General features: G+C 56.1%; 13 protein-coding genes. 2 read left to right on the top strand and 11 right to left on the bottom strand.

What is annotated here, in order from left to right; genetic code table 11:
• Nucleotides 1–10 precede the first annotated feature (10 nt).
• Together osmF and bglX are read right to left on the bottom strand one after the other, a co-directional pair.
• The gene (gene osmF, locus OGX75_RS07735; RefSeq protein ID WP_012131641.1) at nt 11–928 is read right to left on the bottom strand and encodes a glycine betaine ABC transporter substrate-binding protein OsmF; all 918 of its coding nucleotides are present in this window, start codon (nt 926–928) and stop codon (nt 11–13) included.
• A 201-nt stretch (nt 929–1,129) separates the two neighbouring features.
• The gene (gene bglX / locus OGX75_RS07740; protein WP_047462528.1) at nt 1,130–3,427 is read right to left on the bottom strand and encodes a beta-glucosidase BglX; all 2,298 of its coding nucleotides are present in this window, start codon (nt 3,425–3,427) and stop codon (nt 1,130–1,132) included.
• Between the two features lie 251 nt (nt 3,428–3,678).
• Between bglX and dld the strand changes: the two genes are divergently transcribed.
• Nucleotides 3,679–5,409: a D-lactate dehydrogenase gene (gene dld, locus OGX75_RS07745; RefSeq protein WP_024130181.1), complete on the top strand. Its 1,731-nt coding sequence runs from the start codon at nt 3,679–3,681 to the stop codon at nt 5,407–5,409.
• A 111-nt stretch (nt 5,410–5,520) separates the two neighbouring features.
• Here dld and pbpG read toward each other — a convergent pair whose 3' ends face one another.
• Both pbpG and OGX75_RS07755 read right to left on the bottom strand, forming a co-directional pair.
• Nucleotides 5,521–6,456, bottom strand: coding sequence for a D-alanyl-D-alanine endopeptidase (gene pbpG / locus OGX75_RS07750; protein ID WP_012131638.1), 936 nt, complete (start codon nt 6,454–6,456; stop codon nt 5,521–5,523).
• Nucleotides 6,457–6,686: 230 nt separating this feature from the next.
• On the bottom strand, nt 6,687–7,274 hold the full coding sequence (locus tag OGX75_RS07755; RefSeq protein WP_012131637.1) for a Yip1 family protein: 588 nt from the start codon (nt 7,272–7,274) through the stop codon (nt 6,687–6,689).
• A gap of 163 nt (nt 7,275–7,437) precedes the next feature.
• Here OGX75_RS07755 and OGX75_RS07760 point away from each other — a divergent pair, with 163 nt between their 5' ends.
• Nucleotides 7,438–8,007, top strand: a complete 570-nt coding sequence (locus tag OGX75_RS07760) for a DedA family protein (RefSeq protein WP_286451212.1) — start codon at nt 7,438–7,440, stop codon at nt 8,005–8,007.
• 48 nt (nt 8,008–8,055) lie between these two features.
• Here the strand turns inward: OGX75_RS07760 and mdtQ are convergent, their stop codons facing one another.
• From mdtQ to mhbT, 7 genes are all read right to left on the bottom strand, one after another.
• Nucleotides 8,056–9,492 carry a multidrug resistance outer membrane protein MdtQ gene (gene mdtQ / locus OGX75_RS07765; protein WP_286451211.1) on the bottom strand — a complete coding sequence of 479 codons (1,437 nt, stop codon included), beginning with the start codon at nt 9,490–9,492 and terminating at the stop codon, nt 8,056–8,058.
• Nucleotides 9,493–9,773: 281 nt separating this feature from the next.
• A complete protein-coding gene (gene dusC / locus OGX75_RS07770) occupies nt 9,774–10,712 on the bottom strand; it encodes a tRNA dihydrouridine(16) synthase DusC (RefSeq protein ID WP_047462518.1) in 939 nt (312 codons plus the stop codon).
• A gap of 66 nt (nt 10,713–10,778) precedes the next feature.
• On the bottom strand, nt 10,779–11,972 hold the full coding sequence (locus OGX75_RS07775) for a 3-hydroxybenzoate 6-monooxygenase (protein WP_286451210.1): 1,194 nt from the start codon (nt 11,970–11,972) through the stop codon (nt 10,779–10,781).
• Between the two features lie 14 nt (nt 11,973–11,986).
• A complete protein-coding gene (maiA, locus tag OGX75_RS07780) occupies nt 11,987–12,631 on the bottom strand; it encodes a maleylacetoacetate isomerase (RefSeq protein WP_024130180.1) in 645 nt (214 codons plus the stop codon).
• An 8-nt stretch (nt 12,632–12,639) separates the two neighbouring features.
• Nucleotides 12,640–13,341 (bottom strand): fumarylacetoacetate hydrolase family protein, encoded by a 702-nt coding sequence (locus tag OGX75_RS07785; protein WP_071258975.1) that lies wholly within the window; start codon nt 13,339–13,341, stop codon nt 12,640–12,642.
• A gap of 15 nt (nt 13,342–13,356) precedes the next feature.
• Nucleotides 13,357–14,394 carry a gentisate 1,2-dioxygenase gene (gene gtdA, locus OGX75_RS07790; protein ID WP_071258977.1) on the bottom strand — a complete coding sequence of 346 codons (1,038 nt, stop codon included), beginning with the start codon at nt 14,392–14,394 and terminating at the stop codon, nt 13,357–13,359.
• 11 nt (nt 14,395–14,405) lie between these two features.
• A complete protein-coding gene (gene mhbT, locus OGX75_RS07795) occupies nt 14,406–15,764 on the bottom strand; it encodes a 3-hydroxybenzoate transporter MhbT (RefSeq protein ID WP_286451209.1) in 1,359 nt (452 codons plus the stop codon).
• Nucleotides 15,765–15,825: the final 61 nt, after the last annotated feature.

The raw sequence follows: 15,825 nt of genomic DNA on the forward strand, positions 1-15,825 counted from the left end.
ACAAAATGTGTTACTTCACCCAGCCTTTTTGCTTCAGGTAATCTGCCGCGACTTTTTTCGCATCCAGCCCTTCAACGGCGATACTGGCATTCAACTGTTGCAACGTTTTTTCATCCAGGCTGGCAAAGACCGGCTGCAACCATTCCGCCATCTGCGGATATTCTTTTAGCACCGACTCACGAACCACCGGAGCAGGCGCATAGATAGGCTGGACGCCTTGCGGATCGCTCAGTGTTTGCAGCCCCAGCGCCGCAACCGGGCCGTCGGTGCCATAGGCCATTGCCGCGTTTACGCCGGACGTTTGCTGGGCGGCCGCTTTAATGGTCACCGCCGTATCGCCGCCAGCCAGCGACAGCAACTGGTTCTGATTCAGTTTAAAATCGTAGGCTTTTTCAAAGGCAGGCAGCGCATCGGCGCGTTCGATAAACTCGGCGGAGGCGGCCAGTTTGAACGTTCCGCCCTCTTTCAGATAGCGTCCGAGATCCGCAAGCGAAACCAGTTTATTCTTTTCCGCAACATCCTGGCGTACCGCAATCGTCCAGGTATTGTTTGCAGGCGCTGGCGTTAACCAGACCAGCTTGTTCTGCTCAGCATCCAGTTTTTTGACTTTTTCAAACCCCGCCTGTGCGTTTTTCCATGCCGGATCGTTTTCGTCTTTAAAGAAGAATGCGCCGTTTCCGGTATATTCCGGGTAAATATCCAGCTCGCCAGAGGTAATCGCGCCGCGTACTACCGGGGTTGTACCCAGTTGCACTTTATTCACCGTTTTAACGCCGTGGCTTTCCAGCACCTGTAAAATCAGGTTGCCAAGCAAGGCGCCTTCCGTATCGATTTTTGATCCGACCGTTACGGGTGATGCGGCCTGCAACGGCAGGCTGACCGCCGCTAACAGCAGCAGCGCCCCCGCCCCTGTTTTTGAAATTGTCATGCTGCTTTCCTCATTCTTTTACATCCCTTTTCAGAGACTTGAGGAAAAAGCATAGTTGAAAAATAGCAGAGCGACAAAAGGCAGGGGCAATTCACAGGCCGGATAAGCGCAAGCGCCATCCGGCAATCAGGCGCACCGGTGCCGGATGGCGACGCTAACGCGTCTTATCCGGCCTACGGAGCTGACAGGTATGGCGCGTGGCTACAGCAGTTCAAACTCGCCCTGCTTCACACGGGCGGAATCGACGCCAATAAAGACGTTAAACTTGCCGGGCTCCGCGTCATACTTCATACGCTGGTTCCAGAATTTCAGCGCCTCAATATCAATCGGGAAGCTAACGGTCTGCGTTTCTCCCGGCTTCAGCGTTACCTTCTCAAAGCCTTTCAGCTGTTTTACCGGACGACTCATCGATGCCGTGACATCCTGCAAATACATCTGGATTACCGTCGCCCCCTCGCGCTTGCCGGTATTCGTCACCCGCACGCTGGCCGTTACCGCGCCATCGCGCTTCATGGTGGGCGCAGAGAGCGTCACATCGGAAACGGTAAACGTGGTGTAGCTCAGACCATAACCAAACGGATACAGCGGGCCATTCGCCTCGTCAAAGTAGCGGGAGGTGTACTTGTTCGGCTTGTCGGCGTTATACGGACGACCGGTGTTGAGATGGCTGTAGTAAACCGGGATCTGCCCGACAGAGCGCGGGAAGGACATCGGCAGTTTACCCGACGGGTTATAGTCGCCGAACAGAACGTCAGCAATGGCGTTACCGCCTTCCGTACCGGCAAACCAGGTTTCCAGAATGGCGTCAGCCTGCTGATCTTCTTTCACCAGCGCCAGCGGACGACCGTTCATCAGCACCAGCACCAACGGTTTACCCGTCGCCTTCAACGCCGCGATCAGATCGCGCTGGCTTTGCGGGATCTGAATGTCGGTGCGGCTGGAAGCCTCATGCGCCATACCCTGCGCTTCCCCGACAACGGCCACAACCACATCGGACTGTTTCGCGGCATTAACGGCCTCGTCAATCATCGCTTCTGGCGAACGAGGGTCTACTTTCACCGCCTCCTCATACTGATTGAGGAAATCAACAATGCCTTTGTCATTAGTGACATTCGCCCCTTTGGCGTATATCACTTTGCCTTTGTCGCCCAGCGCGTTTTTAATCCCCGTCAGCACCGTAACGGACTGGCTGGCGACGCCAGCGGCAGACCAGCTTCCCATCACATCACGCTGACTGTCGGCCAGCGGCCCCACCACCGCAATGGTGCCGGATTTATTCAACGGCAGCGTTTCCAGACGGTTCTTCAGCAGCACCAGACTTTCGCGCGCAACGTCGCGCGCGTCTTTGCGATGCAGGCGGCTCTCAGCGTTCGTGTCCTGCGGATCGGACTCTTTTGCGCCCAGGTGGCTGTACGGATCGTTAAACAACCCCATGTCATATTTCACGTTCAGCACATGGCGCGCGGCATCGTCCAGTTCCGCCATCGTTACTTTGCCTGATTTGACCAGCCCCGGCAGGTATTTGCTGTAATACTCATCGCTCATACTCATGTTGATGCCGGACTTGAGCGCCACGCGCACCGCGTCTTCCGGGTCGGATGCCGTGCCGTGTTTAATCAGCTCTTTGATCGCGCCGTGATCGGAAACGGTGATGCCTTTAAAGCCCCACTCGTCGCGCAGCACCTCTTTCAACAGCCATGAATCTGACGTCGCAGGCGTGCCGTTCAGTGAGTTGAGCGCCACCATCACCGCGCCGCTGCCCGCGTCCAGCCCGGCTTTATACGGCGGCATATAGTCGTTGAACAGGCGCTGCGGGCTCATATCGACGGTGTTGTATTCCTTCCCGCCCTCAACCGCGCCATAGGCGGCGAAATGTTTCACGCTGGTCATCACCGAATAGCGATCCGCCGGGCTTTTGCCCTGCATCGCCTCGACCATCGTTTTGCCCATGATCGCCGTCAGATACGTATCTTCACCAAAGCCTTCCGATGCGCGTCCCCAGCGCGGATCGCGGGACACATCCACCATCGGCGCCCAGGTCATGTTCAGGCCATCGTCAGCCGCCTCATACGCCGAGACGCGACCCACGGTTTTTACCGCCTCCAGATTAAACGAGGAGGCCAGGCCAAGGCTGATAGGGAAAACGGTACGCTGCCCGTGCAGCACGTCATAGGCGAAAAAGAGAGGGATTTTCAGGCGGCTCAGTTCCATCACCTGATCCTGCATTTTTCGGATATCCTGGCGGGTGACGGTGTTAAAAATCGCCCCGACCTGCCCGTTTTTGATCATCTCCCGGATGGCTTCTTTCGGGTTGTCGGGCCCAACGCTTATCAAACGCAGCTGACCGATTTTTTCATCGACGGTCATTTTCGTGAGCAATTCAGTGACAAACGCATCCCGAGCTTCAGGCGTCAGCGGATGGTTGCCAGACAACGCTTCCGCCAGCGCTGGCTGCAACGCAAGGCTTACCGCAACACCTACAGAACATAGCCATTTCATCTTGATTCTCTCTTTTTCTTTAGCCCGACGTGGCAGCAAAAATATAACAAAAACCGCAGTTTGCCATAAGCCTAATCGGGAGAGGAGAAGAAAGCTAAGGTTATTCTCTGATTTTTTTAACGTCCCCTGCGCAGGGAGGAGGATCAGGAATACGCTAAGCCTGCACCGAGACAAGTTGCATGAGAAAGCGTATTGTCATACAAAGCGCTATGCTTAGTTCCGATAGTTTGTCCCACCACAAGGAGTGGAGAATGTCTTCCATTACAACGACAGATAATAAAGCCTTTCTTAACGAGCTCACCCGTCTGGTGGGTCATTCGCACCTGCTCACCGATCCTGCAAAAACCGCCCGCTACCGCAAGGGGTTCCGTTCTGGTCAGGGCGAAGCGCTGGCCGTGGTCTTCCCCGGCTCGCTGCTGGAATTGTGGCGCGTACTGAACGCCTGCGTAAACGCCGATAAAATCATTCTGATGCAGGCCGCCAATACCGGCCTGACTGAAGGTTCCACGCCGAACGGCAACGATTACGATCGCGAAATTGTCATCATCAGCACGCTACGCCTCGACAAGCTGCACGTCCTCAGTAAAGGCGAACAGGTGCTGGCATACCCAGGAACCACGCTGTACTCACTGGAAAAAGCGCTTAAACCTTTTGGTCGCGAACCGCACTCGGTTATCGGTTCCTCCTGTATCGGCGCGTCAGTTATTGGCGGCATCTGCAATAACTCCGGCGGGTCGCTGGTACAACGTGGCCCGGCGTATACCGAAATGTCTCTGTTCGCGCGCATTGATGAGCAGGGCAAATTACAGCTGGTGAACCATCTGGGCATCGAACTGGGCCAGACCCCGGAACAGATCCTCAGCACACTCGATGATGAACGCATCAAAGATGAAGATGTGCGCCACGATGGCCGCCACGCCCACGATTACGATTACGTGACTCGCGTCAGGGACATTGAGGCCGATACCCCTGCCCGCTATAACGCTGACCCGGATCGCCTGTTCGAATCCTCCGGCTGCGCGGGTAAGCTGGCGGTGTTCGCCGTGCGGCTGGACACTTTCGAGGCGGAAAAAAACCAGCAGGTCTTTTATATCGGCACCAATCAGCCCGATGTGCTGACCGAGATTCGTCGTCATATCCTGGCGAAGTTCGACAACCTGCCGGTTGCCGGTGAATATATGCACCGCGATATTTACGACATCGCGGAGAAATATGGCAAAGATACGTTCCTGATGATCGACAAGCTCGGCACCGACAAAATGCCGTTCTTCTTTACGCTCAAAGGCCGTACCGACGCGATGCTGGAAAAGGTAAAAATCTTCCGTCCGCATTTCACCGACCGCGCGATGCAGAAGTTCGGCCATTTATTCCCTAACCATCTGCCGCCGCGCATGAAAAGCTGGCGCGACAAATATGAGCATCATCTGCTGTTAAAAATGGCGGGAGACGGAGTGGCGGAAGCGCAAAGCTGGCTGACCGAGTTTTTCAAAACCGCCGAGGGCGATTTCTTTGCCTGTACCCCGGAGGAAGGCAGCAAAGCGTTCCTGCACCGTTTTGCCGCGGCAGGCGCGGCGATCCGTTATCAGGCGGTGCATGCCGATGAGGTGGAGGATATTCTCGCACTGGATATCGCCTTACGGCGTAACGACACCGAATGGTATGAGCATCTGCCGCCGGAAATTGACAGCCAGCTGGTGCATAAACTCTATTACGGTCATTTCATGTGCTATGTCTTCCATCAGGATTACATCGTGAAGAAAGGCGTCGATGCCCATGCGCTGAAAGAGCAAATGCTGGAACTGCTGCGCCAGCGCGGCGCGCAATATCCGGCAGAGCATAACGTTGGTCATTTGTACAAAGCGCCGGAGACGCTGGCGCGTTTTTATCGTGAAAATGACCCCACCAACAGCATGAATCCGGGTATTGGTAAAACAAGTAAGCTGAAATTCTGGAAAGAAGCGGCGTCCGACGAGACGCATTGATTTCTCGTATTTACAGCGATGGAGCTGTTTTAAATATCGTGCCGGATGGCGGCGCAAGCGCCTTATCCGGCCTACAAACTGTAGGCCGGATTCAGGCACATATCAACAAACTCAATCGTTTTGCGCGGTCTGCTCGCCTGCTGCGGCCATCTGCGCAGCTTTCTGCTTTTTATAACTCAACGCGGCGGCCGGAACGGGCATCGCTTTGCCGGTTTCAATCCAGGTGCGTAAACGGCTGGCATCGGCAAAATGGGTATATTTGCCAAAGGCATCCATCACCACTAACGCCACCGGTTTGTTGTTGATCATCGTGCGCATCACCAGGCAATGACCCGCAGCGTTGGTAAACCCGGTCTTGGTCAACTGAATATTCCAGTTATCGCGGTACACCAGGTGATTCGTATTGCGAAACGGCAAGGTGTATGCCGGGTTTGCAAAGGTCGCCATATCCTCACGCGTGGTGCTTAACTGACCAATCAGCGGGTACTGCTTGCTGGCAATCAGCAGTTTCGTCAGGTCACGGGCGGTCGATACGTTATGAATCGACAGTCCCGTCGGCTCCACAAAACGGGTGTGGGTCATGCCCAACGCTTTGGCTTTAGCATTCATCGCTTTAATAAAAGCGTTATAGCCACCCGGATAATGATGCGCCAGGCTTGCCGCCGCCCGGTTTTCCGAAGACATCAGCGCCAGCAGCAACATATTTTTACGGCTGATTTCACTGTTCAGACGCACGCGTGAGTAAACGCCTTTCATTTCCGGCGTCTGGCTGATATCGACTTTCAGTTTTTCATCCAGCGGCAGTCGCGCATCAAGCACCACCATCGCCGTCATTAATTTGGTGATCGACGCAATCGGACGCACAAGATCCGGGTGGTTCGAATAGATCACTTTGTTGGTGTTCAGATCAACAATCATCGCGCTTCCAGAAGCAATTTCCGGTTGAGACGCTACGGCGGCAGCCGCGGTTTTCGCCACAGCGTGTGGCGCAAAAGGGACAGCCAGCATCAGGGCAAGGCTAAATAATGAAACTCGGAATTTCAGCATGATGAGATTTCTGATAATGATTCACGCACGTAGAACGTACACCGCCTGAGCCAGGATTTTACTCAAGCTAGCTCCGGCATCATAGCGACCCGACAGCGTTGTCGCCATAAGAGAATCGTCACGAAATGCTGCATGCTGGCTTTTACACCCGTCTCTTCCCTGTTTCGGGGCGCAGGCGCGCTGCTGTTGTCCATTTATCGCCCTCCTGCGACCCGAATTCTTTTCATATCTCAGAATAACCGGTATCCATATCCCCACAGGATCACCGTCATCGCCAGCAGCACTTCCAGTACCAGCACGCCGATAGCCAGCGTCGAACTGGAAAAGCTCAGACCTTCCTCTTTACTGATGTTCAGGAATGTCGGGATGCCGAGATACAGCAGATAGCCGGTATAAAACAGTGCGACAGTACCGACTAACGCACAGAGCCACACCAGCGGATAAAGCGCCACCAGACCACTTAAAAACAGCGGCGTTGCGACATACCCGGCAAAGACCATACAGTGTCCCAGGGAAGGCCGTTGCGGGTAGTTGCGCGCCATCCACCAGATGACCCGCCCCATCACGGCAACCCCGGCCAGCATCATGCCGTAAAACAGAACCGCGAACGCCAGCCCCGTAAACAGAGACAAGCGCAGCACATTGCCATCACCAAAATTCCAGCCAATTTGCGTGGTGCCGATAAAGGCGCAAATCACCGGGATCGCCGCCATCAGCAGCACATGGTGGGTATAATGATGCGACACCGTTTCGTTTTCGCTTTTGATCACGCGCATTTCACGATCGGGATGGGAAAATAGCCCCCAGACATGGTTCATACCGCCCCCCTGCTTGTCAGCTCTGGATCTCAACACTTCAAGTATAATTCAGCTTTCGATTATTTTATGTACAGCGCATAAAAACCGATGCGCTAACGTCGCGCCTTTTCCGGCCATAAACATTGATAGGGTGTATGCTAAAGGCGGGAGGTCGTTTTCACGTATGGATATCAACAGTCTTATCACGCATTACGGTTACGCCACGCTGATTATTGGCAGTATGGCGGAAGGCGAGACCATCACCCTGTTAGGCGGCGTGGCAGCCCATCAGGGATTGCTTAAATTCCCTCTGGTGCTGCTCTCTGTCGCACTCGGCGGCATGATTGGCGATCAGGTGCTCTATTTGTTGGGTCGTCGCTATGGCGGCAAAATTTTGCGGCGCTTTTCCCGACATCGCGCCAAAATTCATCTGGCGCAGAAAATGATCCAGCGCCGCCCGTACCTGTTTGTGATCGGTTCCCGATTTATGTACGGCTTTCGCATTATTGGGCCGCTATTGATTGGCGCCAGCCATCTGCCGCCTAAAATCTTTCTGCCGCTGAATATTCTGGGAGCGATGATCTGGGCTTTGCTGTTTACCACCCTGGGCTATATTGGCGGCGAGGTGATCGCGCCGTGGCTGCACAGTTTCGACCAGCATATAAAGCATGTGATTTGGCTGGCGCTGGTGGTTGGGCTGGTTTTTGGCGCTCGCTGGTGGTTAAAACGGCGCAATAAGCCTGATGCGCCGTAGCGCTTCAGGCTTATTTGGCCTGCATTAAAGCGCCATCCGGCACGACGCTCAAAGATGATAACCGCCGCCCAGCGCGCTGGTGAGCTGGATGGACGCATCCAGCCATTGCCCTTGCAAAATCAGGCCGTTGCAATGTTCCCGCAGCGCCGGGATCTTCGCCTGGCTGACGCGGGAGCCCGCAATAATTCCGGCATTAAAGCGCGCCTGTGCCAGACCAACCACCCGCTGTGCGTCATGCTCAATCTGCCGTTGGTGCTGATTTTTTTCAGCCATCGTTTCAACCTGACTGGCGGCGCGCGCCACATCATTCACCGCATCCACCACCGCTTTGTTGTAATTCGCGACAGAGAGATTACTTTGCGCTTTCGCGATATCAAGACTGGCGTTCAGCCTGCCGCTGTCAAAGATCGGCAGCGTCAGCCCGGCGGTGACGCCCATCTGCTGTGCGGAATGGCGAAACAGATCGCTCAGGTGCAGGGCGTCCTGTTGCAGAAACGCCATCAGGTTGATATCGGGATAAAACGCCGCTTTTGCGGCGTCAACGCTGCCTAAAGAGGACTCAATGTACCAGTGCGCCGCCTGTAAATCGGGTCGGCGAGCCAGAAGTTCATAGCTCAACTGAGCGGGCAACTGGCTTTCAGTCACTGGCAGAGCAACCGTATGCAGGGTCAGCGAGGCCGATTGCGCATTGGTCAGCGCACTCAGACGCGCCTCAATAATCTTCATTTTACCGGCCACATCATTTAGCTGCTGCTGCGTTTTACCGGCATCAATATCGGTTTCCACCCCTTCGACCGAGGAGGTAATACCGTTTTGATACAGCTGGCGATCAACCGTAATGACGTTTTGCTGTTCATGTTCGATTTGCGTCAGCACCGCTTTAAGCGCCGCCTGCGTCTGCCATTCCCAGTATAAACGCGCGACACCGCTTGCCAGCAGTTGCCGGGTTTGCGCCTGTTCCGCTTCACGCGCTTTCACTACGCCGATTCTCGCGCTGACTTCAGCCCGATTCTTGCCCCAGAGATCCAGATCCCAACCGGCGGTTAAGCCGAACGTCCCGTTGGTGTACCACGGCCCGGTGGTTCCCGCCGCCGGATCGGTGATGGCAAACGGCCCCATCAGCCCTTCCGCAGACATTTTCTGGCGCTCAACATCCGCAGAGAAATCCAGCCGGGGGCCATCCTGCGCTTCAACCGCCTTCGCCTGCGCCTCGGCGAGTTGTATACGCTGTTCAGCCACCTGCATATCAGGAGAATGCTGTAATGCGTTGTCAATTAAGGCATCAAGCTGGGGATCGTGGTACGCCTTCCACCACTGGCTGTCCGGCCAACCGTTTTTTATTGCCGTCGGTAATGGTGAATCAACCTGTGCAGCAGGCGTTTGTCGCGTCAGCGACTGGCGGGTATCGTGCATCGGCGCGCAACCCGCCAGCAGCGTAAAAAGAGACAGGCACACCGTTGTGGCCAGGAAAGAATCGCGGTTCATGGAGACGTTCTGGTAAGAAAAGGTGCGCAGAGATTACGTGGTGTTGCGTCCTGTTTTTTAGTTACGCGTGGCAATACATCTTTGGAAAAGGAAAAATATAATTAGAAAATTATAATTGAAACAAATAATTATAATTAAAGTATTTCATGGAATGATATTTACCCTTTGCGTAGTTCCCTGTCGAACCGCTGCCGGATGGCGACGTACCGTCTTATCCGGCCTACACAGTCTGTAGGCCTGATAAGCGAAGCGCCATCAGGCACGCGGCCTGATAAGGCGATTTAAATATCAATGGACTGAATGGCGCGAGCAATATCGGGGGAATTATTAAGCGCACGGATTTCCTGAAATAGCGCGCTGGCTTCCGTATATTCCTTACGCAAATACCCCAGCCACTGCTTAATACGCGCGACATGATACAGCCCGGTATCCCCCTGCTTTTCCAACCGGGTGTATTTTTGCAGCAGTAAGACCACTTCCGGCCAGGGCATACGCGGTTCGTTATATTTCACCACGCGGCTGAGATTCGGGATGTTTAACGCTCCACGTCCCATCATCACCGCGTCGCAGCCGCTGACCGCCATACACTCTTGCGCACTCTGCCAGTCCCAGATTTCACCATTGGCGATAACCGGAATAGTGAGTCGCTGGCGGATCTCGCCAATCGCCTGCCAATCAATATGTTCGGCTTTATAACCCTGCTCTTTGGTGCGCCCATGCACGACAAGCTCTGTCGCCCCTGCCTGCTGGACGGCATCGGCAATTTCAAATTTTCTTTCGCCGCTGTCCCAGCCCAGACGCACTTTCACCGTGACCGGTAAATGCGCAGGCACGGCTTCGCGCATCGCTTTTGCCCCCTGATAGATAAGCTCAGGATCTTTGAGCAACGTCGCCCCACCTCCGCTGCCGTTCACCATTTTCGACGGACAGCCGCAGTTTAAATCCACGCCGTATGAGCCCAGCTCCACCGCGCGGGCGGCGTTTTCCGCCAGCCACTGCGGGTATTGCCCCAGCAGTTGAATACGCACGACTGTGCCGGACGCCGTGCGGCTGGCATTGTGCAGTTCCGGGCAGATGCGATGAAACACTTTTACCGGCAGAAGCTGATCCACCACGCGCAAAAACTCCGTGATGCACAGATCGTAATCATTAACCTCGGTCAGTAGCTCGCGCACCAGAGAGTCGAGCACGCCTTCCATCGGCGCCAGTAAAACACGCATAGCATTTCGTTACCTGCAAAAAAAGAGGCGCTATGGTAGCGCCTCTGTGGTGCGGTTTAAAGTCTCTCAGCGCGGCTCAAGGCAGTTATCTTCCTTCCAGCCATACAGCCACTCAATGCCGCGATAAAACTCTTGCTGGGATTTGCCTTTCCACAGCAGATTACGCACCTGTCGCTCCACGCCTGCGGCATGGTAGACGCGCCCCATCTCGCGGGTTGACCAGACAATTCGCGCCGTGCGGGGAATACGCACCGACTCATACAACGCAAAGGCCTGCTGCGCATCGCCATGACAACGCTCCAGCGCTTTACCCAGCGTAACGGCATCTTCCAGCGCCATGCAGGCGCCCTGCGCCATATATTGCGCAACCGGGTGCGCGGCGTCGCCCACCAGCGTGATGCAGTCGGTTCCCCATTTCTCTACCGGTTCCCGGTCAGCGGTCGCCCAGCGGCGCCAGGAGGTGGGTTTGTCGAGCATTTGACGCGGACGCGGGTGAATCCCGGCAAAATAAGAGAGCACCTCTTCTTTGCTTCCGTCTTTCACGCCCCACTCCTCCTGCTGACGGCTATGGAACGTCACCACCAGATTGTACTGTTTCCCGCCGCGCAACGGATAATGCACCAGATGGCAGTGCGGCCCGGCCCACAGTACCGGCGCGTTGATGCGCAAATCTTCCGGCATGTCGTCGCACTCCACCACGGCCCGGTACACCACATGCCCGGTCACGCGCGGCGTATCGCCAAGTAGACTCTGGCGTACGACCGATTTCACGCCATCGCAGCCCAGCAGAATATCTGCCGTCCAGCTATTCCCCTGCTCGTCAAACACCGTTACATCGTCCGGCGTCTGGCGGATATCGACAATATTCGTCGAAGTCCGGTACTCCACGCCCGGATGGGTCAGCGCCGCTTCCCAGACGGTGGCATGAATATCCACCCGGTGAATTACGGCATACGGGCCGCCAAAATGGTCACGAAAGGCCTGGCCGGTTTCAATGCGCACGACCTCTTCGGCATTCACGGCGTCCATCATCGTAATATGATCGGTAAAGACCGCGCGCTGGCGAGCCACTTCACCAACGCCGAGGCTGTCCAGCGCGGAAAACGCATTCGGCCCGAGCTGAATCCCCGCCCCAATCTCACCAATTTCATGAGCCTTTTCCAGCAGCATCACTTTAATGCCCTGGCGCGCCAGCGACAGCGCGGTCGCTGCGCCGCCAATACCGCCACCCACGATAATTGCGCTTGTCACTTTAGCCATTGTCGTTCTCCTTATCAGGCTGAAATTTTGTCTTGTTGATTTTCGGGGGCAGCGGCGATAAAGGCCGGAAGCCGGGTGCAGGCGTCATAAACCGCCTTGCAGCGCGGATAACCGCTCAGGTCGCATCCCATTCGCAGCGCATTGGCCCATTGTGGAATCAGGCAGCAATCCGCCAGCGTAGGCGCATCCCCCACGCAAAACTGCCCGGACTGCCCCTGGCGCAACAGCTGTTCCACCGCGCTAAGCCCTTGTTGCACCCAGTGGGCGTACCAGCGTTTCTTGTCTTCTTCGCCGATCTTCAGCTCGTCAGTCAGGTAGCGCAATACGCGCAGGTTGTTCACCGGGTGAATATCACAGGCAATGGCATAGACAATTTCCAGCGCCTGGCTGCGCGCCGGATCGACCAGCGGCAGCAACGGCGTCTGCGGGAAGTGGCGATCCAGCCAGTCGATGATTGCCAGCGATTGCCCGAGAGATTCACCGTCATCAGTCACCAGCGTCGGCACCAGCCCGATCGGGTTCATCCGTCGGTAGCTCAGCGCATTCTGCTGGCCGATACGAATGTTGACGCCCACCGTCTCATAATCGATGCCTTTTAATGCCAGCGCGATACGCACGCGATAAGACGCCGAGCTATTAAAAAAACTGTACAGCTTCATCATTCACCTCAGACAATCTTCACGGCGATCGGCGTTAACCCTTCCACATTGCCGGTAATCACATCCCCTTTCACTACCGCCCCGACCCCTTCCGGCGTGCCGGTGAAAATCAGGTCGCCCGGTTGCAGTTCAAAAAAGCCGGACAGGTAGCTGATGGTTTCATTGACGGACCAGATCAGATGGCGAATATCGCTGCGCTGATGATCTTCCCCGTTTACCTGTAACCAAATCGGCGCGTTGTTGACGTCTGCCACATCGGTCGCTTTATGCAGCGGCGCAATCGGCGCGGACGAATCAAACGCTTTGCCGATTTCCCACGGGCGCCCCATCTGGCGCATTTCCATCTGACGGTCGCGGCGGGTCATATCCAGCCCGGTGGCATAGCCCCAGACATACTCATGCGCCTGCTCAAGCGGAATATCGCTGCCCTGTTTGCCTATCGCCACCACCAGTTCAATTTCATAGTGATAGTTATCGGTCTGCGACGGATAGGCCAGCGCCAGCGTTTCGCCAGCCGCAACCGGTACGACCGCATCGGCCGGTTTGCAGAAGAAGAACGGCGGCTCACGATCGGGATCGAACCCCATCTCACGGGCATGGGCGGCGTAGTTACGGCCAACGCAGTAGACGCGGCGAACCGGGAATTGCTCATCGCTGCCAACAACCGGCACCGCGACTGGCGCCTGAGGTTCGAATACATATTTGCTCATCTTTTCTCTCCCAATTTAATCACGCGCTTCGCGGAACAAGCCGAGGGCTTCCTGAACCGGTTTGTCCGAAAAACTGAATAAAACGGTATCTTCCGTGGTCTGGAACGACACCCCGTGCCATGTCGGCACCACAAAGATATCTTTCGCTGTGAAGTGGAACGTCTCATTGCCAATGGTGACCTGCCCGGAACCTTCCACAACGTGATAAATAGTGCTGTCGGTCGTGCGCGCCACGCGCGACGCAAACCCTTTCGGCAACAGTTGCAAAAACGCGCCCATCGAAGGCATCGGATAGCCCCCGGTGACCGGGTTGACGTAGCGCATCTTGTAGCCATCCCACTCGTCAGGTTCCCCCATCCGGGTCAGGTCATGCAGCGCTTCACGGCTACGGTCGTAGCGGTAGTTGAAAATCGGCGAGGAATTGCCGACCTGGTGGCGTAGCGGCAGCATGTTGGCGGCGTAGCGCGGCAGGTAATCACCTTCTTTGCGCGTCACCGGCTGCTGTTCTTCCGGGTAATCTTCCGCAAACCCGCAGCCCAGCGTATTCACCAGCGGCAGATCCAGACCGTCCAGCCATACCACCGGCTCGTCGCCAGGGTTGCCGTGATCGTGCCAGCGCCACTGCGGCGTCAGAATAAAGTCGCCCGGGTGCATCTGCGTCCGCTCGCCGTCAACGGCGGTGAACGCGCCTTGCCCTTCCACAATAAAACGCAGCGCCGACTGGTTGTGGCGATGACTCGGCGCCACCTCGCCCGGTAAAATCAATTGCAGCCCTGCATACAGCGTCGCGGTAATTGACGACTGTCCGCGCAGCGCCGGGTTTTCCAGCACCAGCACCCGGCGGACAGCCTCTTTCGCGCCAATCAGGTTGCCGCTTTCCAGCAACAGCGGGCGGATCTCCTGATAGTTCCAGTACGCAGGCGCGCAATTGGCGTTCGGCGTTTGCGGCACCAGGTGGTGCAGCGACTCCCAGAGCGGCGTCAGGTTTTGCCCGGAAATGTGCTGATAAAACTGCTGACGGTTGTGTTTAACATCCTGATTCACTTCAGACATGGAGGTTCTCCTTATTCGTTCACGACGCCTGCCCGGGGCAGCACGTCAGGTTCAGAGGCTGAGTGGCGGACAACCGCCGTCAACATGGCGAGCATCACCGCGCTAATGGCAGCCGGAATCGCGATGACGAAAAACAGCGTATCGAAAGAGAAATTCATCGCCATCATCATGCCGCCGGAGAGCGAACCGACAATGGCGCCACAGCGCCCGACGGCATTGGACCAGCTCACACCGGTTGCACGGCTTTGAGTCGGGTACAGCGTCGCAGTTAAGGCATTCAACCCCACCTGCGATCCGCTGATGCCAATGCCCGTACCAAAAATCGCCAGCGCCATCAGCCACAGTCCGTTTTCACTCAGGCCAATCATCACGATGCAGACCGCGCCCAGCGCGTAGCTCACGGCCAGCACCCGGAACGGATTGTGTTTGTCCATCAGTACGCCGAGTAACAGCGCGCCGAGCGTACCGCCGATCTGGAATGCGGCAGTGACCCAGGAGGCATGCTGCAAATCGATTCCCCGGTGATTCAGGAGCGTCGGCATCCAGCTGGAGAGCAGGTAGATAATGAGCAGGCTCATGAAGAACACGACCCATAACATCAGGGTAATGGGAAGCTGACGCCCGACAAAAAGCTGGCGGATACTGCCTTTTGAAATGGCGGCGGCTTCATGAAGATAGAAATGCGTATTGTCGTAGCGTTCACCGGTGATGGCGGCAACCGTTCTGGCAATCGCCGCCTGCGGGCGCTGACGACGCACCTGCCAGCGTGGCGACTCGGGCAGAACAAACAGCAAGGCGAAGAACAGCATTAAGGGTAATACGCCGCCGAGCACCAGAATGCCGTGCCAGCCAATCAGCGGCACCAGTTGCGCGCTGACGATGCCGCCCATCGCCGAACCGAGGGTAAACCCGCAGAACATCAGCGTTACCAGCGCGCCGCGACGGCGGGCGGGAAGGTATTCCGACGTCATCGTGATGGTATTCGGCATCGCGCCGCCCAGCCCCAGCCCGGTTAAAAAGCGCAGTACCACCAGCGTTTGCAAATCCGGCGAGAAGGCGGAAAGCAGGCTCAAGGCGCCAAACAGCGCCACGCACAATTCAATCACCCGTTTACGGCCAAAACGGTCTGACAGCGGGCCGCACAATAGCGCCCCTGCCGTCAGCCCCAGCAGACCCGCGCCGAACAGCGGGGCCAGATCGCTGGCGCTCAATTGCCAGTGCGTACGGATATCCGGCGCAATAAAGCCAATTGCGGCCGTATCAAAACCGTCGAGCATTACCACCAGAAAGCAGCAGATGATAACGCGCCACTGCATTTTGCCGACGGGGGCGGCGTCAATCAGTGCTTGTAGATCACGTCGTTGAGTCATAGTGAATGCCTCGGTGCAGGTAAGGTAGATGTCATTTTTGTTTTTTGTATGTTGCAAGTTT

It is taken from the genome of Citrobacter sp. CK199 (assembly GCF_030333285.1).
GTDB classification, from domain to species: Bacteria; Pseudomonadota; Gammaproteobacteria; order Enterobacterales; family Enterobacteriaceae; genus Citrobacter_B; species Citrobacter_B koseri.